At 68.0% G+C, this 20,670-nt stretch carries 18 protein-coding genes and 2 riboswitches; of the genes, 10 read left to right on the forward strand and 8 right to left on the reverse strand.

Annotated features, from left to right (window positions below; translation table 11 throughout):
* Window positions 1-101: 101 nt before the first annotated feature.
* The 6 genes from BLS85_RS06175 (at window position 102) to aat (ending at window position 7,934) form a co-directional block, all read left to right on the forward strand.
* The gene (locus tag BLS85_RS06175; RefSeq protein WP_092783798.1) at window positions 102-905 is read left to right on the forward strand and encodes a MotE family protein; all 804 of its coding nucleotides are present in this window, start codon (window positions 102-104) and stop codon (window positions 903-905) included.
* Between the two features lie 147 nt (window positions 906-1,052).
* Window positions 1,053-1,445, forward strand: coding sequence for a response regulator (locus BLS85_RS06180; RefSeq protein ID WP_092783801.1), 393 nt, complete (start codon window positions 1,053-1,055; stop codon window positions 1,443-1,445).
* Between the two features lie 309 nt (window positions 1,446-1,754).
* A complete protein-coding gene (locus BLS85_RS06185) occupies window positions 1,755-2,756 on the forward strand; it encodes a hypothetical protein (RefSeq protein ID WP_092783804.1) in 1,002 nt (333 codons plus the stop codon).
* A complete protein-coding gene (locus BLS85_RS06190) occupies window positions 2,753-3,490 on the forward strand; it encodes an OmpA/MotB family protein (RefSeq protein WP_092783807.1) in 738 nt (245 codons plus the stop codon). Before BLS85_RS06185 ends, BLS85_RS06190 begins: the two co-directional genes overlap by 4 nt.
* Entirely contained in the window at window positions 3,487-7,095 is a 3,609-nt protein-coding gene (locus BLS85_RS06195) for a tetratricopeptide repeat protein (protein ID WP_092783810.1), read from the forward strand. The genes BLS85_RS06190 and BLS85_RS06195 overlap by 4 nt, the downstream gene beginning before the upstream one ends.
* 107 nt (window positions 7,096-7,202) lie before the next feature.
* Window positions 7,203-7,934: a leucyl/phenylalanyl-tRNA--protein transferase gene (gene aat, locus BLS85_RS06200; protein ID WP_092783813.1), complete on the forward strand. Its 732-nt coding sequence runs from the start codon at window positions 7,203-7,205 to the stop codon at window positions 7,932-7,934.
* Here the strand turns inward: aat and BLS85_RS06205 are convergent.
* From BLS85_RS06205 to gcvT, 6 genes are all read right to left on the reverse strand, one after another.
* On the reverse strand, window positions 7,841-8,395 hold the full coding sequence (locus BLS85_RS06205) for a DUF2155 domain-containing protein (protein ID WP_245699103.1): 555 nt from the start codon (window positions 8,393-8,395) through the stop codon (window positions 7,841-7,843). The genes aat and BLS85_RS06205 overlap by 94 nt on opposite strands.
* A 298-nt stretch (window positions 8,396-8,693) precedes the next feature.
* Entirely contained in the window at window positions 8,694-10,253 is a 1,560-nt protein-coding gene (gene murJ, locus BLS85_RS06210) for a murein biosynthesis integral membrane protein MurJ (RefSeq protein ID WP_092783816.1), read from the reverse strand.
* Between the two features lie 145 nt (window positions 10,254-10,398).
* On the reverse strand, window positions 10,399-10,680 hold the full coding sequence (locus BLS85_RS06215) for a hypothetical protein (RefSeq protein WP_092783819.1): 282 nt from the start codon (window positions 10,678-10,680) through the stop codon (window positions 10,399-10,401).
* A 170-nt stretch (window positions 10,681-10,850) separates the two neighbouring features.
* Complete coding sequence (locus BLS85_RS06220) at window positions 10,851-11,102, reverse strand: hypothetical protein (RefSeq protein WP_092783823.1); 252 nt, start codon at window positions 11,100-11,102, stop codon at window positions 10,851-10,853.
* A gap of 659 nt (window positions 11,103-11,761) precedes the next feature.
* Window positions 11,762-12,139 carry a glycine cleavage system protein GcvH gene (gene gcvH / locus BLS85_RS06225; RefSeq protein WP_092783826.1) on the reverse strand — a complete coding sequence of 126 codons (378 nt, stop codon included), beginning with the start codon at window positions 12,137-12,139 and terminating at the stop codon, window positions 11,762-11,764.
* A 78-nt stretch (window positions 12,140-12,217) separates the two neighbouring features.
* The gene (gene gcvT / locus BLS85_RS06230) at window positions 12,218-13,342 is read right to left on the reverse strand and encodes a glycine cleavage system aminomethyltransferase GcvT (RefSeq protein WP_092783828.1); all 1,125 of its coding nucleotides are present in this window, start codon (window positions 13,340-13,342) and stop codon (window positions 12,218-12,220) included.
* A 124-nt stretch (window positions 13,343-13,466) separates the two neighbouring features.
* Window positions 13,467-13,561: riboswitch (glycine riboswitch) on the reverse strand.
* A gap of 2 nt (window positions 13,562-13,563) precedes the next feature.
* Window positions 13,564-13,676: riboswitch (glycine riboswitch) on the reverse strand.
* A 187-nt stretch (window positions 13,677-13,863) separates the two neighbouring features.
* On the opposite strand from gcvT, the gene BLS85_RS06235 reads away from it, so the two are divergent.
* The 3 genes from BLS85_RS06235 to BLS85_RS06245 all read left to right on the forward strand — a co-directional run bounded on the left by BLS85_RS06235 (window position 13,864) and on the right by BLS85_RS06245 (window position 17,467).
* Window positions 13,864-14,880, forward strand: a complete 1,017-nt coding sequence (locus BLS85_RS06235; RefSeq protein ID WP_092783831.1) for an adenosine kinase — start codon at window positions 13,864-13,866, stop codon at window positions 14,878-14,880.
* 101 nt (window positions 14,881-14,981) lie between these two features.
* Complete coding sequence (locus tag BLS85_RS06240) at window positions 14,982-15,959, forward strand: glycosyltransferase family 2 protein (RefSeq protein WP_092783834.1); 978 nt, start codon at window positions 14,982-14,984, stop codon at window positions 15,957-15,959.
* A gap of 50 nt (window positions 15,960-16,009) precedes the next feature.
* The gene (locus BLS85_RS06245) at window positions 16,010-17,467 is read left to right on the forward strand and encodes a DUF4139 domain-containing protein (protein WP_092783837.1); all 1,458 of its coding nucleotides are present in this window, start codon (window positions 16,010-16,012) and stop codon (window positions 17,465-17,467) included.
* A 153-nt stretch (window positions 17,468-17,620) separates the two neighbouring features.
* Here the strand turns inward: BLS85_RS06245 and BLS85_RS06250 are convergent, their stop codons facing one another.
* On the reverse strand, window positions 17,621-18,094 hold the full coding sequence (locus BLS85_RS06250; RefSeq protein ID WP_092783840.1) for a helix-turn-helix domain-containing protein: 474 nt from the start codon (window positions 18,092-18,094) through the stop codon (window positions 17,621-17,623).
* A 254-nt stretch (window positions 18,095-18,348) separates the two neighbouring features.
* On the opposite strand from BLS85_RS06250, the gene hisB reads away from it, so the two are divergent.
* A complete protein-coding gene (gene hisB / locus BLS85_RS06255; protein ID WP_092783843.1) occupies window positions 18,349-18,948 on the forward strand; it encodes an imidazoleglycerol-phosphate dehydratase HisB in 600 nt (199 codons plus the stop codon).
* 9 nt (window positions 18,949-18,957) lie between these two features.
* On the opposite strand, the gene BLS85_RS06260 is transcribed toward hisB, so the two are convergent.
* On the reverse strand, window positions 18,958-20,424 hold the full coding sequence (locus BLS85_RS06260) for a S1C family serine protease (RefSeq protein ID WP_176793415.1): 1,467 nt from the start codon (window positions 20,422-20,424) through the stop codon (window positions 18,958-18,960).
* Window positions 20,425-20,670 lie beyond the last annotated feature (246 nt).

Below are 20,670 nucleotides of genomic sequence, written 5' to 3' on the forward strand. Positions count from 1 at the left end.
TTTTGGATTTCTTAACGGGTCGCTGCTGTAATGAGACGGTCGTCGTTCGGCCCCATCACGGCCGGACAGTCCCGAAAGGCCCGAAAGGGAATTGCGTCGAGATGCCCAGAACCCGGGCGGCGTCAGCACCGCGAAAAAGAAAACAGCGGCGATCCTCACCGCTGCCGCGCCTGGGCGTTCTGCACGCCGTGATCGCGGCCGGTATTCTCATGCTGTCGGTGCGAGTCGGCGACATCTACGAGGACATCGACGGGTGGGCGACCTCCGTCCGCGTCGGGCAGACGCAGGCGCTGGCAGCCAGCGAGCCCGCCGCCGCGGCATCCCAAGGAGCACCGGCTCGGGCCGGGCCGGAAGCCGAACCCACGGGCCAAATGACCCCGAGCGGTATCCCGCCCGCGGCAACCGGGGGCGCGCCGGACATCGCGGCCGAGGCCGCCGCCGGCGTGACACCGCCGGGCTTCACGCAGTCGGAAATCAATCTGCTCCAGCGTCTCGCGGAACGGCGCGAGGAGTTGGACGCCATGGAGCGCGAACTGACCGACCGCGAGGCCCTGCTTCAGGCGGCCGAACGCCGCATCGAGAACCGCATCCAGGAGTTGAAGTCTCTGGAAGAGATGATCCAGGGGCTCCTGGCCCAGCATTCCGAACAGGAGCAGGCCCGAATCGATCAGTTGGTCAGCATCTATGCCACCATGAAGCCGTCGGACGCAGCGCGAATCTTCAACGATCTCGACATGCCCATCCTGCTGCGGGTGATCGAAACCATGAAGGAGCGCAGTTCCGCCGCCATCCTCGCGGACATGTCCCCGGAGCGGGCCAAGGAAGTGACCACCGAACTGGCCCGTCGGCGGGCGCTGCCCGGCTCGGACCCGACCAACACCGATCAGGAAGCGCCCCTCCAGTGAGCAGGGCCGGGGCCCGGGTTGGAGAAAATGAAAAGTGGTCGGAAAATGCGGACTTGCGTAAACTGGCCGGCTGCCTGTAAGTAAACATGAGTGTTCAGGCCCCCGCGGGAATCCGGGTCGGCGCCGTGTGTGGATATGGGGAGAGCGATGTCCGTCGACAGTGAGATGCGCATCCTGATCGTGGATGACTACAAGACCATGCTCCGGATCATCCGGAACCTGTTGCGTCAGCTTGGTTTCAATAACATCGACGAAGCGATGGACGGCAGCCAGGCGCTGCAACAATTGCGTGCCGGCAACGAAGAATACGGCCTCATCATTTCCGACTGGAACATGGAGCCGATGACGGGCCTTCAGTTGCTGCGCGAGGTTCGCGCGGATCCGAAGCTCAAGGGCACGCCGTTCATCATGGTGACCGCCGAATCCAAATCCGAAAACGTGATTGCCGCCAAGGAAGCCGGCGTTTCCAACTATATTGTCAAGCCCTTCAATGCCGAAACGCTGAAGTCGAAAATGGTCAGTGTGCTTGGCGATTTCTGACCGGTTCGCATAACCCCGGAATAATCGTGTCGGCATCCGCGCCCACAGTTGGCGCTGGATGCCTGATTGGTATACGATGGGCGCGTCGGTCGGTTCGAAAACCCGCCTCGCGAATTAAAGAATTTGTTCAGTCTCTGCTGGCACACTGGGCATCGGCCGACGCTTACGAAGCTTCGGCCCGGGCTGTTCCGATGTCGGGCCTTGGGTTCGGTATTGGAAAAGCTCTTGAAAACACTGGTGATTTCTCGACGGACTCCACCCGTGAGGTAGGCCTCCCCACGCCGGGTCCGCTCAAGGATGGCTCTTGTGATGTCCCCATGGGACCGGCCGGCCGCCGCGCCGGCCCATCCACGCCGAGACCTGTTCGCGCCCCTCGGGTCCTCCGATGGGTCCGGCGCCACCCGAAGCGATGTCGTCACCCCGGTCGCGCGCGGCTCGCTGGCGCTGTTTCTGTCGCTCTACCTACTTCTTCTCGCCTTTTTCATCATGCTCACGGCGCTGTCCAGCCTGGAAAGCCTGCGCGTCAGGGCGGTCATCGACAGTCTGACCCTGACCTTCGCCACCGCCAAGGCACCTGACGAACGGGCCGGTGGCCGGCCGTTTCAGGATCTGCCGGGAGACACGCGCGCCGCAGAGGCGTTCATTGCCCTGGTCAGCGACTTGTTCCAATCCGCCATCCCCACGATCCGCATCGAACAGATCCTGCCGGGACGGGAAATGGAGCTTCTGCTGCGCACGGACTCGCTGTTCGAGACGGATACCACGGTCATCAGGCCGGCCCGGCTGCCCATGCTCGATGGCGTCGTGGCCGCCCTTGCCGGCGCACCGGAGGGACAACGATTCGAGATGGCGGCCACGCTCCAGACCGGCACCGGCGATGACGTCCCCGAAACCGTGACGGTGCCCCTGCTCCCGGTCTCGGGGGAGGACCTGCCGACCCGCCGGGCCGGCGAACTCGGCCGGGTCATGACCGCGCGCGGCGCCGCCCCCGGCAGCGTGCTCGTCGGCCTGGCGGAGGGCGACGCGAACTGGATGCGCATCACCTTCCGAGCGGTGGATGCCGCGCGGTGGAGCCCAGACTTCACCCGGACGCCATCGGACGCGGTGCCGATTGATGAGTCTGTCCCGTCCGATGCCACCCCACCCACGCAGAATCGCCTGGAGGACACTCAAGGGGGTGCCCCTTCGGATGAGGAAAATGGTAGGGTTCGCGCGGAGTCGTTGGCGCCGAACTCAACCCGTGCCACCATGGACGCCCCCGCAATCGACACACGGATCGTCCCCGACGCGCCGGAACGGATGGAACAATGATCGGCCCGCGACGTACAGCCTCGTCGATCAGCACGGCCTGGATGGTCACCTTCAGTGACCTGGTGGTGTTGATGCTGGCGTTCTTCGTGCTGATGTTTTCGATGTCGTCGTTCAAGGCCGAAACCTTCCAGCGGCTGTCCGCCTCCCTGACCGACACGTTCAACCCTCGTCCCGCGCCGGTTCAGGCATCCAAGGGGAGCGCTCCGGGCGTTGAGGGCACCAGCCGCGCCCCGGGCCAGGGGCTGGGGTATCTGGCGTCCCTTCTGGAAACCACGTTCGCCAACGATGATCGGTTCAGTGGCGCGTTCATCCAGTTGCTGGATGAGCGGTTGATCGTGCTCATGCCCGCCGATCTGCTGTTCGAGGACGGTGAGGCCGACCTTGCCGTCGAAGCGCGCCCGGTGGTGGGCGAGCTGGGCACGTTGCTGGCCAACCTGCGCAATCGCGTGGCCGTCGCCGGGCACACCGACCCGGGGCCGTTACCCGATGGCAGTCCGTTCGCGGGGCCCTGGGACCTGTCGCTGGCGCGCGCCGCTTCGGTGGCAAACGCGCTGCGCTTGGCCGGCTACATGGCGCCCCTGGAGGTGTGGGGCCATGCCGATACCCGGTTCGATGCGCTGGCGGAGGTGCCGGACGCCGAGCGCGCCCGGCTGGCCCGCCGGGTCGATATCGTGATTCTGCCCGACCGGCCCGGCCCGGCGCCCTGGACACTCGGACGGGAGGGGGCCGGATGATCCGCGCGCTTGCCTCCCTCGCCGCCCTGCTGCTCTGTGCCGCCATCCTGGTCATTGGGCCCGGAACGACCGGCCCCGCATGGGCCGCCGACGTTCTGGCCTCGACGCATGACGGATACGGCCGGATGGTCTTCCGCTGGGACGTCCCGGTGCGCTACTCGGTCGAGATCCGAGGTGACACCCTGGTCGCCGAGTTCGACGAGCCGGTGGCCCCGGATGTCATCATGGTGCCGGTGCGACTGTCCGACTACATCGAAGGCGTGGCGCTGTCGAACGGCAAGCGCACCGTCTCCATGCCCCTGAAGGACGACTTCACGCTGCGCGTCTTCACGCTGGGCAATGGCGTGGTGATCGACCTGCGGGGCGGCCCGTCCATCGAGGAACCGCCCGCGCCGCCGCCCGCCGAAACCGCGCAGCCGGCGCCCGAGGAGCCCGGCCCCATCCGCGTCCGCACCGGCAAGCACGACGGCTTCCAGCGCATCGTGTTCGACTGGCCGCGTCCGGTGGAACACAACCTGGTGGCGGACGGCGACCGCCTGTCGTTGCGGTTCGACCGGCGCGCCCGTCTGGTGGTCGATCCGATCCGCGATGACCTGCCCGCCGGCTTCATGGATGTGTCCAGCAGCGTGACAAGCGACGGCAGCATCTTCGCGCTGCGCGTGCCGGAGGGCGCGACCGCGCGCACCTACATGGCCGGCCCGAAGGTCGTGATGGACATCACGATTCCCCCGGAACCGCCTCAGAACGCAGATGCAGGGGACACCGGCGGGGACGAGCCCGTCGAAGGTGAAGAGACGGGCGAACAGGTTGCCGCCGCCGATGCGCCGGACGCCGTCGAGCCGGCCCCCGTCGAGCCCGACACGGTGCCTGATGCGAACGCGGAGGCGGAGCCGGACGCGGATGCGGCGCCGCCGCCCGAACCCGACGAAGCCCCAGCCGCTACTGAAGACATGGCCGCCCAGACGGAACCGGAGCCCGTCCAGGCAGATGCGTCCGACGCGGCGGCTCTCGACGAACCTCCCGCAGCCCCCTCGGCGGACAGGGACACGTCGCCGATGACCGGCGCCGAAAATGCCGGGTCCGATCCCAACGCCCGATCAGACGCGGCCACCACGGAACCGCCCGCGCGCAACGAGGCCGCCTTCGCGCCCATCGCCGAGGGTGGCCCCACCCTGACCCCGGGTGCCGAGGACGCCATGGCGGAACGGCTGGCCGAGAGTGTCCGCGCGGCCGGCGACCAGGGCGGCGCGGAGGACGGAATCGCGGTGGTCAGCTTGGGGTTCTCCTGGGACCTGCCGACCGCCGCCGCCGTGTTCCGGCGCGCCGGCTATCTCTGGGTCGTCTTCGACCGCTTCCAGGAGGTGGACCTGAGCCTGCTGCGCCGGTCGGGCGCGGGTGTGGTCCGCAGTGTCGAACAGGTCCGGATCGGGCCAAGCTCCACGCTGGTCCGCATGACCACCGCGCCCGGGTACAACCCGTCCCTGCGCCGCGACGGCCTGCTGTGGGTGGTGGACCTGATGCGCCGCCCGCTGCGCCCCGAGCGTCCCATCCGCATCCAGGCTCAGGAAGAATCGCCGGTGGGCGCCCGCCTGCTGTTGCCGGTGGTCGAGGGCGGCCGCGTGGTTCCCGTGCGCGATCCCGAACTGGGCGATCAGTTCTTCGTGCTGCCGCTGATCCAGTTGGGGCACGGCGTCTATCCGGAACGGACGTTTCCGGAACTCATCATGCCGGTGACCGCCCAGGGCATCGTGGTCATACCCCTGTCCGATCGCATCCAGATGCGGTCCAGCCGCAGCGGCGGCGAAATCACCGCCGAGGGCGGTCTGATTCTGTCGCCGGACACCGCCCGCCTGGAGACACTGTCCAGTCTGGGCGAGGGCGCGCTCAAGGAGGTCTTCGACATCCCCGGCTGGCGCCGCGAGAGCGAGGACAAGTCGTACTACGAAACCCTCAACGAGATGCGCCAGGCCGTGGCCATCGCGCCGGAGGGTCGCCGACCCGAGGCCCGGCTGGAACTGGCGCGATTCCATTTCGCCAACGGCTATGCCCCGGAGGCCCTGGGCGTGTTGCGCACCATCGCCGAGGAAGAGCCCGCCCTGGTCAATACACCGGCCTTCCGCGCTCTGCGCGGCGCCACGCAGTTCATGATGAACCGGGACGGCGAGGCCGTGGACGATCTCAGCCATCCCAGCCTCGACGACATCGACGAGGCCGCGTTCTGGCGCGCCGCCGCGCAGTCGCGCATGGGCCGGGCCGGGCTTCAGGCGGCCATCCTGGAGGTCACCGGCGGCGTGCTGGAGAACTATCCGCCCGACGTGCGCATCCCCTTGTCGCTGGTGGCCGCCAACGCCGCCATTGAGGCCGGCGACGATCTGACCGCCAACACCTTCCTGGAGGCGGCGCGCGACCCGGAGTTCAACACCACCCATGACGAGGCCGCCATCCAGTACCTGGAAGGCAAGCTGCTGGCCACCACAGGCGCCTTCGAGGCCGCCATCGCCGCCTGGCGTGAGGCCGAAGCGGGCCACAGCCGTCGACATGCGGCCATGGCCAGACGCGACCGCCTGGACATGGAATACCGCCTCGATCTGATCGACACCGAACAGCTCATCAACGGCCTGGAAAGCCTGCGCTTCGCCTGGCGTGGCGGGGCCTTCGAATACGACCTGCTGAAGGAACTCGGCGCGCTCTACCTGGAGGAAGAACGCTACGGCGATGCCCTGCGCACCCTGCGGCTCGCGGCCTCTTACTTCCAGGACCGTCCGGGCTCCGAGGAACTGATGGCCACCATGCGCCAAGTCTTCGACACCCTGTTCCTGGACGGCGCTGCCAACGACATGGCCCCGCTGACGGCCATCGCTCTGTTCGACGAATTCCGCGAGTTGACCCCGACCGGCAACAAGGGCGACGAGATGATCCGCCGTCTGGCCGACCGTCTGGTCTCCGTCGATCTGCTGGACCCGGCGGCCGCCCTGCTGGAACGCCAGATCCGCTATCGTTTGCGCGGGCTCGACCGCGCCAAGGTCGGCGCCCGTCTGGCATTGGTGTATCTGCTCAACCGTCAGCCCAGCAATGCCCTGGAGGCCCTGGAAAAAACCCGCTTCGCGCCGCTGCCCGAGCGCCTGGAACGCCAACGCCGGCACTTGAGGGCGCGCGGCCTCGCCGATACGGATGACCCCGAGGCGGCCATTGCCCTGCTGGAAAACGACCCGACCGAGGACGCCCGGGTGCTGCGCGCCGAGATCCATTGGCGCGACCACAATTGGGCCGAGGCCGCCCGCGCCCTGGGCGAACTGGTGCCGCCGCCGCCGGAGGGCGACGCCACCCTGGTGGAAAAGGACGCCTTCCGCCTGATCGACTGGGCCACCGCCCTGACACTGGCCGGCGACGAGACCGCCGTCTCCCTGCTGCGCCAGCGCTATCTTGACGCCCTGGCCGGCACGCCCTTCCGGGATGCCTTCGACCTGGTGACGGCGACCCCGGAATCGGGGGTGATCGACATCGCGTCGGTGGGCGGCAAGATCCGGCAAGCCGAGAAGTTCCGCAGTTACCTGACCGCCTATCGGGACAGGCTGCGCGACGAGCGCCTGAGCGCGATCAACTGATACCGACCGACCATGGGATTAACACCTCCGGCTCACGATCACTTCGACGCAATGGTGATGCCGAGTCTTTGAATTGATCGCCGTCGCGCCCCTTTGGGGAGGGCGATATGAGTCTTCTGCTCCGTCCTATCCTTCCGCCCGGAGCTGCCCGCACCGTGTTCCGACTGACCCCCGATATTCTGCTGCGCGCCTATGCCTCCGGGCTGTTCCCCATGGCCCGGGCACGGCACGACCCCAAGGTCTATTGGGTAGAGCCGGAGCAGCGCGGCATCCTGCCCCTGGACGACGTCCACATTCCCCGGTCGCTGCGCAGAACGCTGCGGCGCGGGACCTTCGAGGTGCGCGTGGACACGGCCTTCGCCGATGTCGTGCGCGGCTGTGCCGAGTCGGTGCCGAACCGTCCCGAAACGTGGATCAATGAGGAGATCGAGGCCATCTTCCTCGACCTGCACGCGCGCGGTCTGGCCCACAGCGTCGAGACCTGGGCGGACGGCCGGCTGGTGGGCGGCCTGTACGGGCTGTCGCTGGCGGCGGCCTTCTTCGGCGAGAGCATGTTCTCGCGCGCCACGGACGCCTCAAAGGTCGCGCTGTGCCATCTGGTCGCCCGCCTGCGGGCCGGGGGCTACCGGCTGCTCGACACCCAGTTCACCACCGACCATCTGGCCCAGTTCGGCGTCCGCGAGATTCCCCGCGACGACTACATGACACGCCTGGACGACGCCATGCACATGCCGTGGGGCCGGTTTCACTGCGATTCGGACGAATTCTCCGCCTCGCTGTCCGCACTGTCCGCCTCGCTGTCGAACCGGTCGGCGCAGTCCAGCACCCACACGTCATAGACCGGGTGCTCCAGCGCCGACAGCGAGGGGCTGGAGGCGAACATCCAGCCCTGGAAGATCCTTTGGGGCGCCTCACCCGGGCGCGTTTCGCTGATCTCCAGGAAGGCGGCGTCCTCCGGCGCTTGGTCGGGGGCCGTGCGACGGCAGGCCCGCACCAGGACATCAATGCCGCCCAGCGAGACGCTTTGGCCCACCGGCACGTCGATCTGGTCCACGCGTGCCGTCGACTTGTCCAGCCAACGCAGGACAACACGCTCGGTGTTGATGGTGGGGCGGTCGTTCATCGGCATGACCATGTCGGCCTGCCCCTCCGCCTCGGACTGCGCCTCCGTGAACACCGCGCCGATGGCGGACGCCCCGCCCGGTTCGAACGAAACCGCGCCCAGCAGCAGCGGGGCGAACACAGAGGAGGCGAGCCGAACGGAACGGCGCCCGGATTTATGTACGGTCGGGTCTGGCATGGGCTGCGGCGTCCCCTTCCCGAAACGACAGGGCCAATGGTCACGGGGCATGGCCGTCACCGGCCACCTGACCCGGGTTGTGCCGCGCCAATCTGGCGGAAGCAAGGCAGATCCGCAGCGGCCGGGGAGACGAACGGCCCGGCTGCGGCAAAGCGCTTCCATCCCGAGCACCGGAGTGGATCGTGATGCTCTCCGGTTTCGATGGGTGGCATGCGCGGCCTGACGGATACCGTTTGCGTTTGCTCGGGGTGCGACCGGAGGGCAGGTGGCCGAAAATCAGCCGCTCTCTGCCCCGTTCTCACGGCGCGTTCGCGCGCGGACGCCGCAGCATGCCCTTCACCTCGCCCAGGCGCGCCGCGCCCAGAACCTGCGCGGCCACCCCGTAGACCGCGATCCCCCCGATCACCAGCCCGGCCAGGGCCAGCGGCCGCCACGGATCGCCCGCCCCCAGGGGATCGGCGAGCGCCCAGGCCCCGCCCCACAACACCGCGCTCATCAGAGCCGTGGCGAGACCAATGCGCGGCAGCCGCGCCCGCAAGCGTGGGTCCACGGGCAGATGGCCGCGCCGGCGCAGCACCCAGGCCAACGCCAGCGCGTTCCCCCAGTTGGACAGTGACGCCGCAAGCGCGATGCCGACATGCCCCCACACCTGCATCAGGATCACGTTGAGCACGATGTTGGCGCCCATCGCGACGGCGGCGATACGCACCGGCATCACCGTGTCCTCGCGGGCGAAAAACGCCTGCGCCAGAATCTTGACCAGCACATAGGAGGGCAGCCCGCTGGCGAAGGCGACCAGCGCCGCCGCCGTGGCCGCCGTATCGACCGCCGAGAAGGCGCCGCGCTCGAACAGGGTGCCGATCACCGGGCCGGGGATGACCATCAGGGCCGCCGCCGCCGGCAGCGTGAACAACACGGCCACTTCCAGCGCCCTGTTCTGGTCGTGCGCCGCCGCCTCTCCATCGCCGGCCTTCAGCCGCCGTGACAGCGCCGGCAGCAGCGCCGTACTGACGGCCACGCCCACCACGCCCAGCGGCAACTGGGTCACCCGATCAGCATAGTACAGCCATGACACCGCCCCGTCGGCCAGCAGCGACGCCAGGATGGTGCCGATCAGCAGATTGATCTGATAGAGGCTCCCGCCCAGAACCACCGGCACGATACGCTTGCCCAGCAGGCGGACGCGCGCGGTCAGGCGCGGGACCGCCGGCCACAGGGTCATGCCGACCCGGCGGCAGTGCCAGAACAGCCAGGCGAACTGGATCACACCGGCGGCGAACACGCCCCAGGCCAGGGCGTGCCCCGGCGTCTCCATCATCGGGGAAAAGCCGATCAAGGCGGCGATCAGCGTCAGGTTCAGCAGGATCGGCGCCGCCGCCGCCGCCGCGAAGTACCCCAGGGAGTTCAGGACGCCGGACTGCAACGACACCAGCGAGATGAACAGCAGGTAGGGAAAGGCGATCCGGGTCAGCTCCGTGGCCAGTTCCATTTTGCCCGGCACGGCGTCGAATCCGGGCGCGAACACCACCATGGCCAGCGGCATGAACACTTCCAGCGTCGCCGTGAACACCAGCAGGATCACGGCCAGCACGCTGAAGGCCCGGCGGGCGAACATCCGTGCCTCCTCGCGTCCCTCGGTCTCCAGCAGGCCGGCGAAGAGGGGCACGAAGGCGGCCTGAAAGGCCCCTTCGGCGAACAGGCGCCGGAACAGGTTGGGGAAGCGGAAGGCGACGAAAAAGGCGTCCGAGACCGTGCCGGCGCCGAGCATGCCGGCCACCAGGATGTCGCGGATGAAGCCGGTCACGCGGCTGAGAAGGGTATAGCCGCCAACCGTGGCGATGGAACGCAGCAGAGACATGCCGCTCCATAGCCGATCCGGTGGCCTTGCGGAAGAGAGGATCGGACGTCCGGCCGGCACGATCGCCGGCCCGGAACGTCACTGCGGATCAACGACGCGCCGGAGAGCGCCGCCGTCGAATCAAAGGCAACAAAGGGGCGCGAGGCTATTCCGCCGCAACCCTTTCGCACCCCCCGAATCTGGTCTCGAACTCGGCCAGGGCGGTTCTGTATTCCCGGGCCTTGGCCTGATCGCCACGCCGTTCCGCCTTGTGGGCGGCGCGGTCCAGAACCTCACGGATCGTCAGATGGCCCTTCGGCTGACGCAGGGTCATTTCCGTCCAGGCCGCCGCCAGCATGGGCAGCAGTTCCTCGCTTTCGGCGATGGCCGCCACATAGGATGACGTGGATGCCGTCAGGGCCTTGATTCGTTCTGGATCCAGCCTCATCTCTCGCCTCCAAATCGAAGCGGAACCGCGCTTCACCGCTCCGGAAAAACTCGGTTCCTCATCATCCGCGGATCGGTCTTCCCCATCCGCTCCCGGGTCCCTCCGGGCAGGTCATCGTGATCGTGTCTGAACGCGCCGCCGTCGTTCCCTGTTGGGGATATGCTCTCCCCTCAGAGTCGCGTGCGCTCGCGCGCCATGATCGTTTCCAGGGCATCGGCCGTGGCGTCGTCGCCCCGCAGCCGTGCCTCTCCCGCGCGCTCGCCCAGAACCGTCTCCACATGGTCGCGTCCGCCCTGACGCGCCAACTCGCGTGCCGTCCATTCGGCCGCGATGATGGTGGGAAGGTGCTCCGACGCGGCCAGCGCCTCGACCTCGTCGGCCTCCATCCCGCAGAAGGCGATGCAATCCTCCATGGTCAGCATGACGTGAAGCTCCCGTTTACCGCCTTGGCGCCTTTGGGTCTTCCCGCCATGGTGCGCCCATGTCCTGATCGCGCTTCGACCTCCGATCCCGTGTCGTCCCCAGCGCTTCCTGCGACGCGCCGCCGCGAACCGCGCCTCTTTACCATGGGTCCTTGGTGTCAGCGTGACGTTCCGTCGCGTGGGAAAACCCAGCGTCTGGAAAAATACGGTAACACTGGTGTAGCAATAACGCAAAGCGACGCCGGAACGATCTGACGAAGCGCAATATGCGCATACGCCATGCTAAGCGGTTTCATTTGACGGCTTGGCGAGCTTCGCCCTCCGAAAGCATGAGGATCTCTCAATCGCCTCATGTTTTCCTTTGCTCTTTTTGATGCCGCCCGCCCCTTAAGATACGGAGGCATCCCCGAAAGAACGCGGAGAGATCATTCGAAAGAAGGATCCCAGAAGGCGCCAACCCTTCCAACGGGCACCCCAGGGCATTGGAACGACACCGACCGACGAGCGGGGTGGCTCGACGGACTCATGGCCCCCGCGACGCACCGAAGAGAGCGAGACTTCGGGTTCGCGCACCACAGCGCCCCGACCGCGCGCGGCGTCACCGCATCGACGGAACAACCGCGCGGGTCGAGAGGGGAACGGTTCGTTGATCGCGGGTCCTACTCCAGCCCGGCCACAAAGCTATCGTAGGCCTCTTGGTCCATCAGGTCGTCCAGTTCCGACGGGTCCTCCAGGGTCATCTTGAAGAACCAGCCGTCGCCCATGGGATCGTCGTTCACCGTACCCGGGGCGTCGCCCAGGGCCTCGTTGCCCTCGGTGACGGTGCCGGACGCGGGCGCGTAGACCTCGCTGGCGGCCTTGACCGACTCGATCACCGCCGCCTCGTCGCCCTTGGCCAGAGTCTTGCCGGCCTCGGGCACCTCGACGAACACCACGTCGCCCAGTTGTTTCTGGGCGTAGTCGGTAATGCCCACGGTGGCGGCCTCGCCCTCGACGGCGATCCATTCGTGGTCCTCGGTGTAGTACAGCGTGCTCATGATGAAAGATCCCCCTTTTGACGGTCCTGGATGGAGCCCCGGCGATTGTTGAGCGTGAGTCTTGATGGCGGGTGCGAGTTACGGTCGCCCCTTCTGCTGGCGGGGCGGCGTGAACGGCAGGGTGGCGACGCGGGCGGGCAGGTCCTTGCCGCGCACCCGCAGGTTCACCCGTGTACCGGGCTCGGCAAGGCGGGCCGGAACGTAGCCCATGGCGATGGGCCCGCCCATGGTGGGTCCGAAGCCGCCACTGGTGACCCTGCCCACGACCGCGCCGCTGTCATCCACAATTTCCGCCCCCGCGCGTGCCGGCGCGCGGCCATCGATGCGCAGTCCGACCCGACGCCGTGACGGCCCGTCCCGCAGTTGGGCAAGGATGACCTCGGCGCCGGGGAAGTCCCCCACCTCACGTCGGGCCTTGCCGATGGTCCAGGCCAGATCGGCCTCGACGGGCGTGGTGGTGGTATCGATGTCGGCGCCGTAGAGGCACAGCCCGGCCTCCAGCCGCAACGAGTCGCGCGCGCCCAGACCGGCCGGCGCGACGTCGGCATGCTCCAGCAGGGCGCGAACCAAGCGCTCGGCCGCCTCGGCCGGCACACTGATCTCGAACCCGTCCTCGCCGGTGTAGCCGGAGCGAGCGACGAAGCAGGGCACCCCCATGACGTCCATGGTCCGGGCGTCCATGAAACGCATGTCCGCCGAGTCCGGCGCCAGGGGCGCGAACACGGCGGCCGCGGCCGGTCCCTGAAGGGCGATCAGGGCGTGATCGTCGAGAACGGTGATGGCGAGTTCGGGCAGGTGCGCGCGCAGATGCGCGAGGTCGGCGTCCTTGCGCGCGGCATTCAGCACCGCGAACAGGTGGTCGCCGGCGTTGGCCACCATCAAATCGTCGAGAATGCCGCCCGACTCGGTGGTGAGCAGGGTATAGCGCTGCCGGCCGGGGTTCAGGGCGCGGATCGCCCCCGGCACCAAACGCTCCAGCGCGGCCGCCGGATCGGGACCGGTCAGGCGCACCTGCCCCATGTGCGAGACGTCGAACAGGCCGGCGCGGTTTCGGGTGCCGGCGTGTTCGGCCAGCACGCCGTCCGGATACTGAACCGGCATGGCATAGCCGGCGAACGGCACCATGCGCCCCCCCAACTCGCGGTGCAGGGCGTCCAGGGGCACGGTGCGCAAGGGGGCGTTGGAAGCGTCGGGATGGGCCACGGCGCGGGTTCCTCGGTCAGGGGGCCACCCTTCGGCGCCATGGCCGGGGCAACCCGTGGGGCCTTTCACCACCGACCGGCGGGCGCCCGAGGCGATGCCCGGACACCGGCGATGGCGTTGCCCCCCTCTGTCTTGGAACCTGAAAGATTGACCGCCTCACGAAGGGGGACGGCTTACATCTTCGGTGAGGCACGCCAGCGCGCGCCCGCTTTCCAGAGGCCCGCGACCGCGCGGTCCCTTTTGCCTGAGAGTTTCCGGGGGCGGTTGCTCCTTCGGCGCCGGCTGGGCCGTCCGCCGGGGCGGATGGCATGCCGGTCTCTCCCACGCGGCCGGTTCGGGTATCGCCTCAAAGAATTAGGCATGCCACCGGCAAGGTCAACCGGGCACGGACGGCAGGATTGAAATGAAATGGCCCGTGGGTTGAGTTGCGGCGCAGGTGTCCGCTAGGATGCCCGCCATTCCCGTAGGGGCTTCGTTCGCGTCACGCCCCACCGCATCACGTCAGATAAGGACACGTTTCCATGACCGCCCCGCGCTACGACGTTGTCGCCATCGGCAACGCCATCGTCGACGTTCACGCCCATGCCGACGAGGCGTTCTTGGAGCATCACGGCATGCACAAGGACAGCATGATGCTCATCGACAAGGATCGGGCCGCCATGCTGTACGACGCCATGGGGCCGGGGGGCGAGATGTCCGGCGGATCGGCCGCCAACACCGTCGCCGGCCTGGCTTCGCTGGGCGCCCGCGCGGCCTTCGTCGGCAAGGTGGCCGACGACCAGCTTGGCCGCATCTTCCGCCACGACATCACGGCCATCGGCGCCCACTACGAAACCGCGCCGCTTGACGCCGGCGAGACCAGCGACAAGAGCACCGCGCGCTGCCTGATCCTGGTCACGCCGGACGGCCACCGCACCATGAACACCTACCTCGGCGCCTGCACGGCGCTGGGGCCGGACGACATCGACGAGGCGCTGTTCGCCAGCGGCCTGATTACCTACATCGAAGGCTATCTGTGGGACGAGCCGAAGGCCAAGGACGCCATCCTCAAGGCCGCCGGCGCCGCGCGCGAGGCCGGCCGCAAGGTCGCCCTGACGCTGTCCGACAGCTTCTGCGTCGACCGCCACCGCGACACCTTCATCGAGTTGACCAGCGGCTTCGTCAACCTGCTGTTTGCCAACGAGGCGGAGATCCTGTCGCTCTACAAGACCGACGACTTCGACGAGGCGCTGGCCCGCGCGAAGGGTCACACCGACATCGCCGCCATCACCCGCAGCGCGAAAGGGTCGGTGGTGCTGGCCGGCGACGAGGTGATCACCGTGCAGGCCGAACCGATCGAGAAGGTCGTGGACACCACCGGCGCCGGCGACCTCTACGCCGCCGGCTTCTTGCGCGGCTTGACCAGTGGCCGGTCCCTGGCCGACTGCGCCCGCATGGGCCATGTGTGCGCGGCGGAGATCATCAGTCACTTCGGTCCCCGACCGGAGGTGCCGTCGCTGGCCGATCTGGTGAGCGCGCGGTTGGGACCGGGGGCGTAGTCCCGGCGGTCAACGCGGTTGACCCGCGCCCGGCTGGACCCCGGCGGCGCGGCGGGCTAAACAGGCAGCATTCCTCGTCACGTCCGCCAGAGCAGGCCCCGATGTCCGAACCCACCGCCCCCGTGCTCTCCGTCGTCGTGCCCATGTACAACGAGGAGGCCTGCCTCGGGGAACTCCACCGCCGCCTGACCGCCGTCCTGGAACCGGCGGGCGAGGCCTATGAGATCGTGGCGGTGAGTGACGGCTCGACCGACGGCACCAACGCCATGCTGGCGGCGCTGGCGACCTCGGATCCATGCGTCCGGCCGCGCTATCTGACCCGGAACACCGGGCAGTGGGCGGCCATGTCGGCCGGGTTCCGCGCGGCCCGTGGCGACTGGGTGGTGGTCATGGACGCCGACCTCCAGAACCGGCCGGAGGACATTCCGGTCCTGCTGGCGGAGGCCCGCAAGGGCTACGATCTCGTGTCCGGCCGTCGCACCGGCCGACCGGAAAGCGCACTCTTTCGGCTGTGGCCGAGTCGGGCCGCAAATACCATGCTACGGGCGACCACCGGGTGTCCGGCCCGCGACATGGGGGGCTTCAAGTGCCTGCGCGGCGAGGTGGCCCGCAAACTGCGCCTGAGGGCGGGCCAGCATCGGTTGCTGCCGGCCCTGGTGCATCTGATGGGCGGCGCCATCAGCGAGCTGGACGTGCGGGCCGACCAGCGGTTCGCCGGGGCCAGCAAGTACGGCCTGTCGCGCGCCTTCGACGTGCTGTTCGACATCGTCATGCTGTGGTTCCAGGCCAGCTTCAAGGCGCGGCCGATCTATCTGTTCGGCCGCGTCAGTCTGGCGACGCTGGCGCTGGCACTGGCGGTTCTGGTGTGGCTCGGGGTGGAACGGATCGTGCTCGGCACGCCGATGACGGAGCGACCGTTCTTCTTTGTTTCCATGGTCGGCGGACTGGCCGCGATGACGCTGCTGGGCTTCGGCTTCGTCCTGGAACTGCTGTCGGATACCCACGCCCGCATCGCCGGACAGGACCCCTATCTGGTGCGGGATGTGCCGCCGGGGATGGAGGACACACGGTCGCCATGAACCGGGGTCAGAGTGCGGCGAATTGACTGCGCATCACTCTGGAGGGTCCCATGGTTTCCCGCATGCTGTCTGTCGTCGGCGGTCTGGCCGGCGCCCTGTTTCTGTCCGTCGGCGCCCAAGCCGCCGAGGACATCGTCGTACCGCCGGGCGGACCGGGTTCGGTGGCGCTGATCATCCACGGCGGAGCGGCCACGACCGTTCATGAGAGCCGCTCCGCGACCCTGCCGGCGGGCGAGAGCGTGTTGGCCTTTCCCGACGTGCCGATGGCCGCCGATGCCGCCTCCGTGCGTCTGGGTGTGGCCGGGGATGGTCCCGGCCTGATGGTGCTGGACCGGGCGCTGGCCGCCGACGTGCCGTCGCGGCGCCGCCTGCTGGAACTGTCGGTCGGCGAGGACGTCGGCGTGCTGATCCACGACCAGGGCGAGGGCGAGCCGCCGCGCCGGGTCACGGCCACCGTGCTATCGGTGGCCGAGGACGTGATCCTGGAGATCGACGGGGCGATCCGTGTCGGCCTGCCCGGCGATCTGGTGCTGGATGCCTTGCCGCCGGGGCTGCGCGCCACGCCAACGCTGCTGGCCACGGTGGAGGTCGGGAAGGCCGGCGAGCGAGACTTGACCCTCAGTTATCTGACCGGTGGCCTGACCTGGGCGGCGGATTACGGGTTGGACCTGGGCGCGACCGGCGAGGTGGGCGAGCTGACCGGTTGGGCCACGATCTCCAACACCAGCGGCCGGACGTTCCGCGACGCGCGCCTGACGCTGGCCGCCGGACAGGTCGCGGTGGCGCAGAACGACGATTTCATCGTGATGCCCGAGGCCACCATCATGATGGAGCGCGCGCTCGGAGCGGCCGCCAGCGTCGCCATGCCGGCACCTCCAGTGGCCGAGGCCCAGGGCGGTGTTCAGTTCTATCCCATCGCGCGGCCGGTGACGCTGGCGCACCGACAGACGCTTCAGGTGGCGCTGGCCAACCGGCCGGACATCACCGTGACGCCGCGCTACGTCGTGCCGGCGGGGCATCACGCCCATTTCGCCAGCCCGCGCGTGGAGGACGATACCGTGAACGCGGCCCGTCACCTGATCCTCGCCAACACCGAGGAGGCGGGGCTTGGCCTGCCGCTGCCGGCCGGCGTGGTGCGGGTCTGGCAGCCGGGGCCGGGCGGCCTGCCCCGCTTCCTGGGCGCCGACCGGATCGATCATCTTGCGGTGGGAGGCGAGGCGGATCTGGCGCTCGGGACCGACTTCGATGTGACCGCCGAGCGCCGCCGCACGGATTTCCGTCGGATCAGCGAGCGAGTGACGGAAAGCGAGCACGAAATCACCCTGCGCAACGCCAAGTCGGATCGGCCGGTTTCCGTCGAGGTCGACGCGGTCCTGCCGGGCGACTGGACCCTGCTGTCCGAATCGACGCCTCACCGAAAGGAAACGGCCGAGCGGGTGGTCTGGACGGTCGAGGTTCCGGCCGACGGCGAGGCCACGCTGCGCTACGCCGTGCGGACACGGCTCTGATCGGGGGTTGGCGCGACCCGAAACGACCTGCGAAGAGCCAATTTCGGGTTCGCGGACAAAGCCGTGCGACTGCAAAGCAAAGGAAGACAGATGACGGACGCTCGGTAGATGCTCGATGGACGACGGCGCGCCCGGTCTGGACGGCGAGACCGTTCAATCCACGTCGGGAATGGGTTCGCCCTTCTTGTCCTTCAGGCCGGCCATCGACCGCAGAAGGGTCAGGGATTTGCGGCGGATATCGTCGCTGGGCAACTTCCAGTAGGCCGCGACGAGATCCAAAGTCTCGCTGTGCGTGAACCGGTCGTCCGGGCCGGGTGCCGGGGGTTCGGCGAACCCGCCCCCTGGCGTGGGCCGTCCATCGATTTCTTCCTCGATATGATCGAAGAAAAAGCTGATTGGCACACCCATGACCTTGGCAACGTCATAAAGGCGGCTAGCGCTGATGCGGTTGGCACCCCGCTCGTATTTCTGAATTTGTTGAAACGTTACCCCAACAGCGCGCGCGAGTTGCTCCTGACTTAGGCGCAACAGGACTCGTTGCTTCCGTAGGCGCTTGCCTACGTAAACGTCTACAGGGTCAGGATGCGAACGACGGCCGCCCTGGCCTTCATAGCTTTGCTCGGTCACGGTTTTGTCCTCTGGCTTTTTGATCCCTTAGCGGGTGTTTCGACATCGTTGAACCCGTCCAAATCGCATTACTTGCCTCATGCTTCCATGGGCCGCAATCGGTCGCGCCTCTGTTTGGCGTATATTAGTCACCCTTTCGTCCCGACGCCACCCAAACCCGTAGGGGCGTCTCTGGTCGAATGCGGCCCGCTCTGTTACAAGTCCGATCATCGTATCGGGCAGGCAACCGGATGATGGCAGAATGGGGATAGGGCATGCGCAAGGCTCAGGTTGAACGGCGAACCAAGGAAACCTGCATTTCGGTCGCGGTCGATCTCGACGGCACGGGGCAATACAGCATCGCGACTGGTGTCGGGTTTCTTGATCACATGATTGAGCAACTTTCGCGCCATAGTCTAATCGACATCGAGATGCAGGTCGAAGGAGATACCCATATCGACTTTCATCATACCACGGAGGACAGCGCACTGGCGCTCGGCGAGGCGGTCTCGCGCGCGCTGGGCGACCGCCGGGGCATCCAGCGCTACGGCGAAGCGCTTGTCCCCATGGATGAATCCCTGACCCGGGTGGCGCTCGACCTGTCCAACCGTCCGTATCTGGTGTGGCGGGTCACCTTCCCAACGGAGAAACTGGGCGCCTTCGATACCGAGCTTTTCCGGGAGTGGTTTCAGGCATTCGCACAGATGGCCGGGTGTACGCTGCATATTGACACTCAGTATGGCGTGAACTCGCATCACATCGCGGAAAGCTGCTTCAAGGGGCTGGCGCGGGCGCTGCGCCGGGCGGTCGAGATCGACCCGCGCAAGGCCGATCAGGTGCCATCAACCAAGGGCGTTCTCGGCGGATCATTGTAAGGACCCTGCTCATTGCCCCGCGACGGCGACGGACCCGCCGTGCCACCCCCCCTCCGCGCCCACCCAGCCGGACGGCGGGGTGATCACGCGCACGCCCATCGAGGCAAGCGCGTCGTGGACCGGAATGAAGACGCCGAGGCCGGGGACCGGCGGCCCGCCGGCGGGATGGGCCACGGCGGCGGCGGTCACCGCCACCACGTTGCCCCAGGCATCCACCAGGGGACCGCCGCTGGCCCCGGCATGCACGGGGGCCGTCGCCTGATAGGCGTCCAATCCCCAGGGGCCGCCTGATCGATAGGCGCTGACGATGCCCCGGCTCACCGTCTGCCCGAGGGCTTGGTCCACGGGCGTGCTGATCGCATAGACGGTTTCGGAGACGCCCGCCACGGTCGGCCGCAGCGGCAGCGCGGCGAACCCCTGCCCCGACACCCTCAACAAAGCCACGTCCCGGGCGGCATTGCGGCGCTCGACACGGGCCCAGGGCTCGCGCCCGTCCGCGAGGCGGACCCGGACGACATCGCGGCCGGCCACCACATGCGCCCCGGTCAGCATCCAGCCATCGCGGGACACGAAAAAACCGCTGCCGTGACGGCCGGGCGCCAGGACCGTGACCGTGGCGTCGCGAATGGTCTCGACATTCACGGCCATCGGTTCAAGGAACAGGGGCGGCCCCGTCACGGTCAGCCCAACGCCGCCGCCGGGCATCATCGGCTGTGGTGGCCAGATCGCCGCGGCACCCCCGGTGGCCGGCGACAGGGCCGCCAATCGCGTCGTCGGCAGTGTATCGGGCCGGAGTGCGACCTCGACCCCGTGCAGCGCATCGCTGTCCGGCAGGCCGCTCACCAGGGCGCGGCGAAAGCCCTTGTCCGCCGCCAAGTGCATCAGGGCGTTTTCGAAGCTCCGGGCCAACAACACCGGTTCAACCCGCCCCAGTCTCGGCTCGGCCAACGCCCCCGCGCTGGTGACCCGGCCGTCATGAACGACCCGGCCCGTCTTCCGATCCAGGACCTGGAAGGCAAACGTCGCCTCCGCCGTGCCCGTCGCACCGGCCGAACCGTCGGCTACGCGGCAGAGGCTGTAGCGGATGGAGCGCACGTCGGCCCTGAGCCAGTATTCAGCCTGCGGCGCGACCCCGGCATCGCCGAACGCGCCGTCGGGAGGGGACGCCAGCCGGAACCCCAACCGCTCTCCCAGGACACCGACGAAGGCATCGCGCAGAACCGGCGCCATATCCCGGGCGCCGGCGGGGGCGGCGGCGGGATCAGCCGGCGCGGCGCACGATCCCGTGTCCACATAGCCACCGGAAACCGCGTCCGGTTCGTACCGCACCCGCTCCAGCGCCAGCGCGCCGACCGCTTCCATCTGAATGGGAGTCAGGGGCGGGACCGGCGGTGGGATCAGGGCGGCTGACGGCGGCGCGGGACCGCCCGTGCCGCAGGCCGCCAGAAACGATGACAGGACGGCAACGGCCGCCACGGCCGCGCGACTCCTTGTTCGCCGCGCGGAAAAAGCCTGCCGTGCGGTGCCCATCGATCCGATAATGCGCGCCGAAGACACACCATCCCCCCGTTGCACCCTTCAGGCGCACCCAACGGTTTTCTGCGTCCAAATCATACACGCTTCTTCAATCGCGGCCAATCCGCGCACCCACAACGATATGGTTTCCAGATCATTGAATCCTGATCCGCCACCGAACACCACCGATCAATGGTCAGATCTGTT

The sequence above is a fragment of the Rhodospira trueperi genome (genome assembly GCF_900101965.1).
Taxonomy (GTDB): Bacteria; Pseudomonadota; Alphaproteobacteria; order Rhodospirillales; family Rhodospirillaceae; genus Rhodospira; species Rhodospira trueperi.

Coding starts and splice junctions, on each gene's coding strand:
- murJ (WP_092783816.1), bottom strand. CDS start 10,253: ATGTCTCTGCTGCGTTCCATCGCCACGGTTGGCGGCTATACCCTTCTC.
- BLS85_RS06220 (WP_092783823.1), bottom strand. CDS start 11,102: ATGCTGACCATGGAGGATTGCATCGCCTTCTGCGGGATGGAGGCCGAC.
- aat (WP_092783813.1), top strand. CDS start 7,203: ATGAGTCTTCTGCTCCGTCCTATCCTTCCGCCCGGAGCTGCCCGCACC.
- BLS85_RS06215 (WP_092783819.1), bottom strand. CDS start 10,680: ATGAGGCTGGATCCAGAACGAATCAAGGCCCTGACGGCATCCACGTCA.
- BLS85_RS06235 (WP_092783831.1), top strand. CDS start 13,864: ATGACCGCCCCGCGCTACGACGTTGTCGCCATCGGCAACGCCATCGTC.
- BLS85_RS06185 (WP_092783804.1), top strand. CDS start 1,755: ATGTCCCCATGGGACCGGCCGGCCGCCGCGCCGGCCCATCCACGCCGA.
- hisB (WP_092783843.1), top strand. CDS start 18,349: ATGCGCAAGGCTCAGGTTGAACGGCGAACCAAGGAAACCTGCATTTCG.
- BLS85_RS06195 (WP_092783810.1), top strand. CDS start 3,487: ATGATCCGCGCGCTTGCCTCCCTCGCCGCCCTGCTGCTCTGTGCCGCC.
- BLS85_RS06240 (WP_092783834.1), top strand. CDS start 14,982: ATGTCCGAACCCACCGCCCCCGTGCTCTCCGTCGTCGTGCCCATGTAC.
- gcvH (WP_092783826.1), bottom strand. CDS start 12,139: ATGAGCACGCTGTACTACACCGAGGACCACGAATGGATCGCCGTCGAG.
- BLS85_RS06175 (WP_092783798.1), top strand. CDS start 102: ATGCCCAGAACCCGGGCGGCGTCAGCACCGCGAAAAAGAAAACAGCGG.
- BLS85_RS06245 (WP_092783837.1), top strand. CDS start 16,010: ATGGTTTCCCGCATGCTGTCTGTCGTCGGCGGTCTGGCCGGCGCCCTG.
- BLS85_RS06205 (WP_245699103.1), bottom strand. CDS start 8,395: ATGCCAGACCCGACCGTACATAAATCCGGGCGCCGTTCCGTTCGGCTC.
- BLS85_RS06190 (WP_092783807.1), top strand. CDS start 2,753: ATGATCGGCCCGCGACGTACAGCCTCGTCGATCAGCACGGCCTGGATG.
- BLS85_RS06180 (WP_092783801.1), top strand. CDS start 1,053: ATGTCCGTCGACAGTGAGATGCGCATCCTGATCGTGGATGACTACAAG.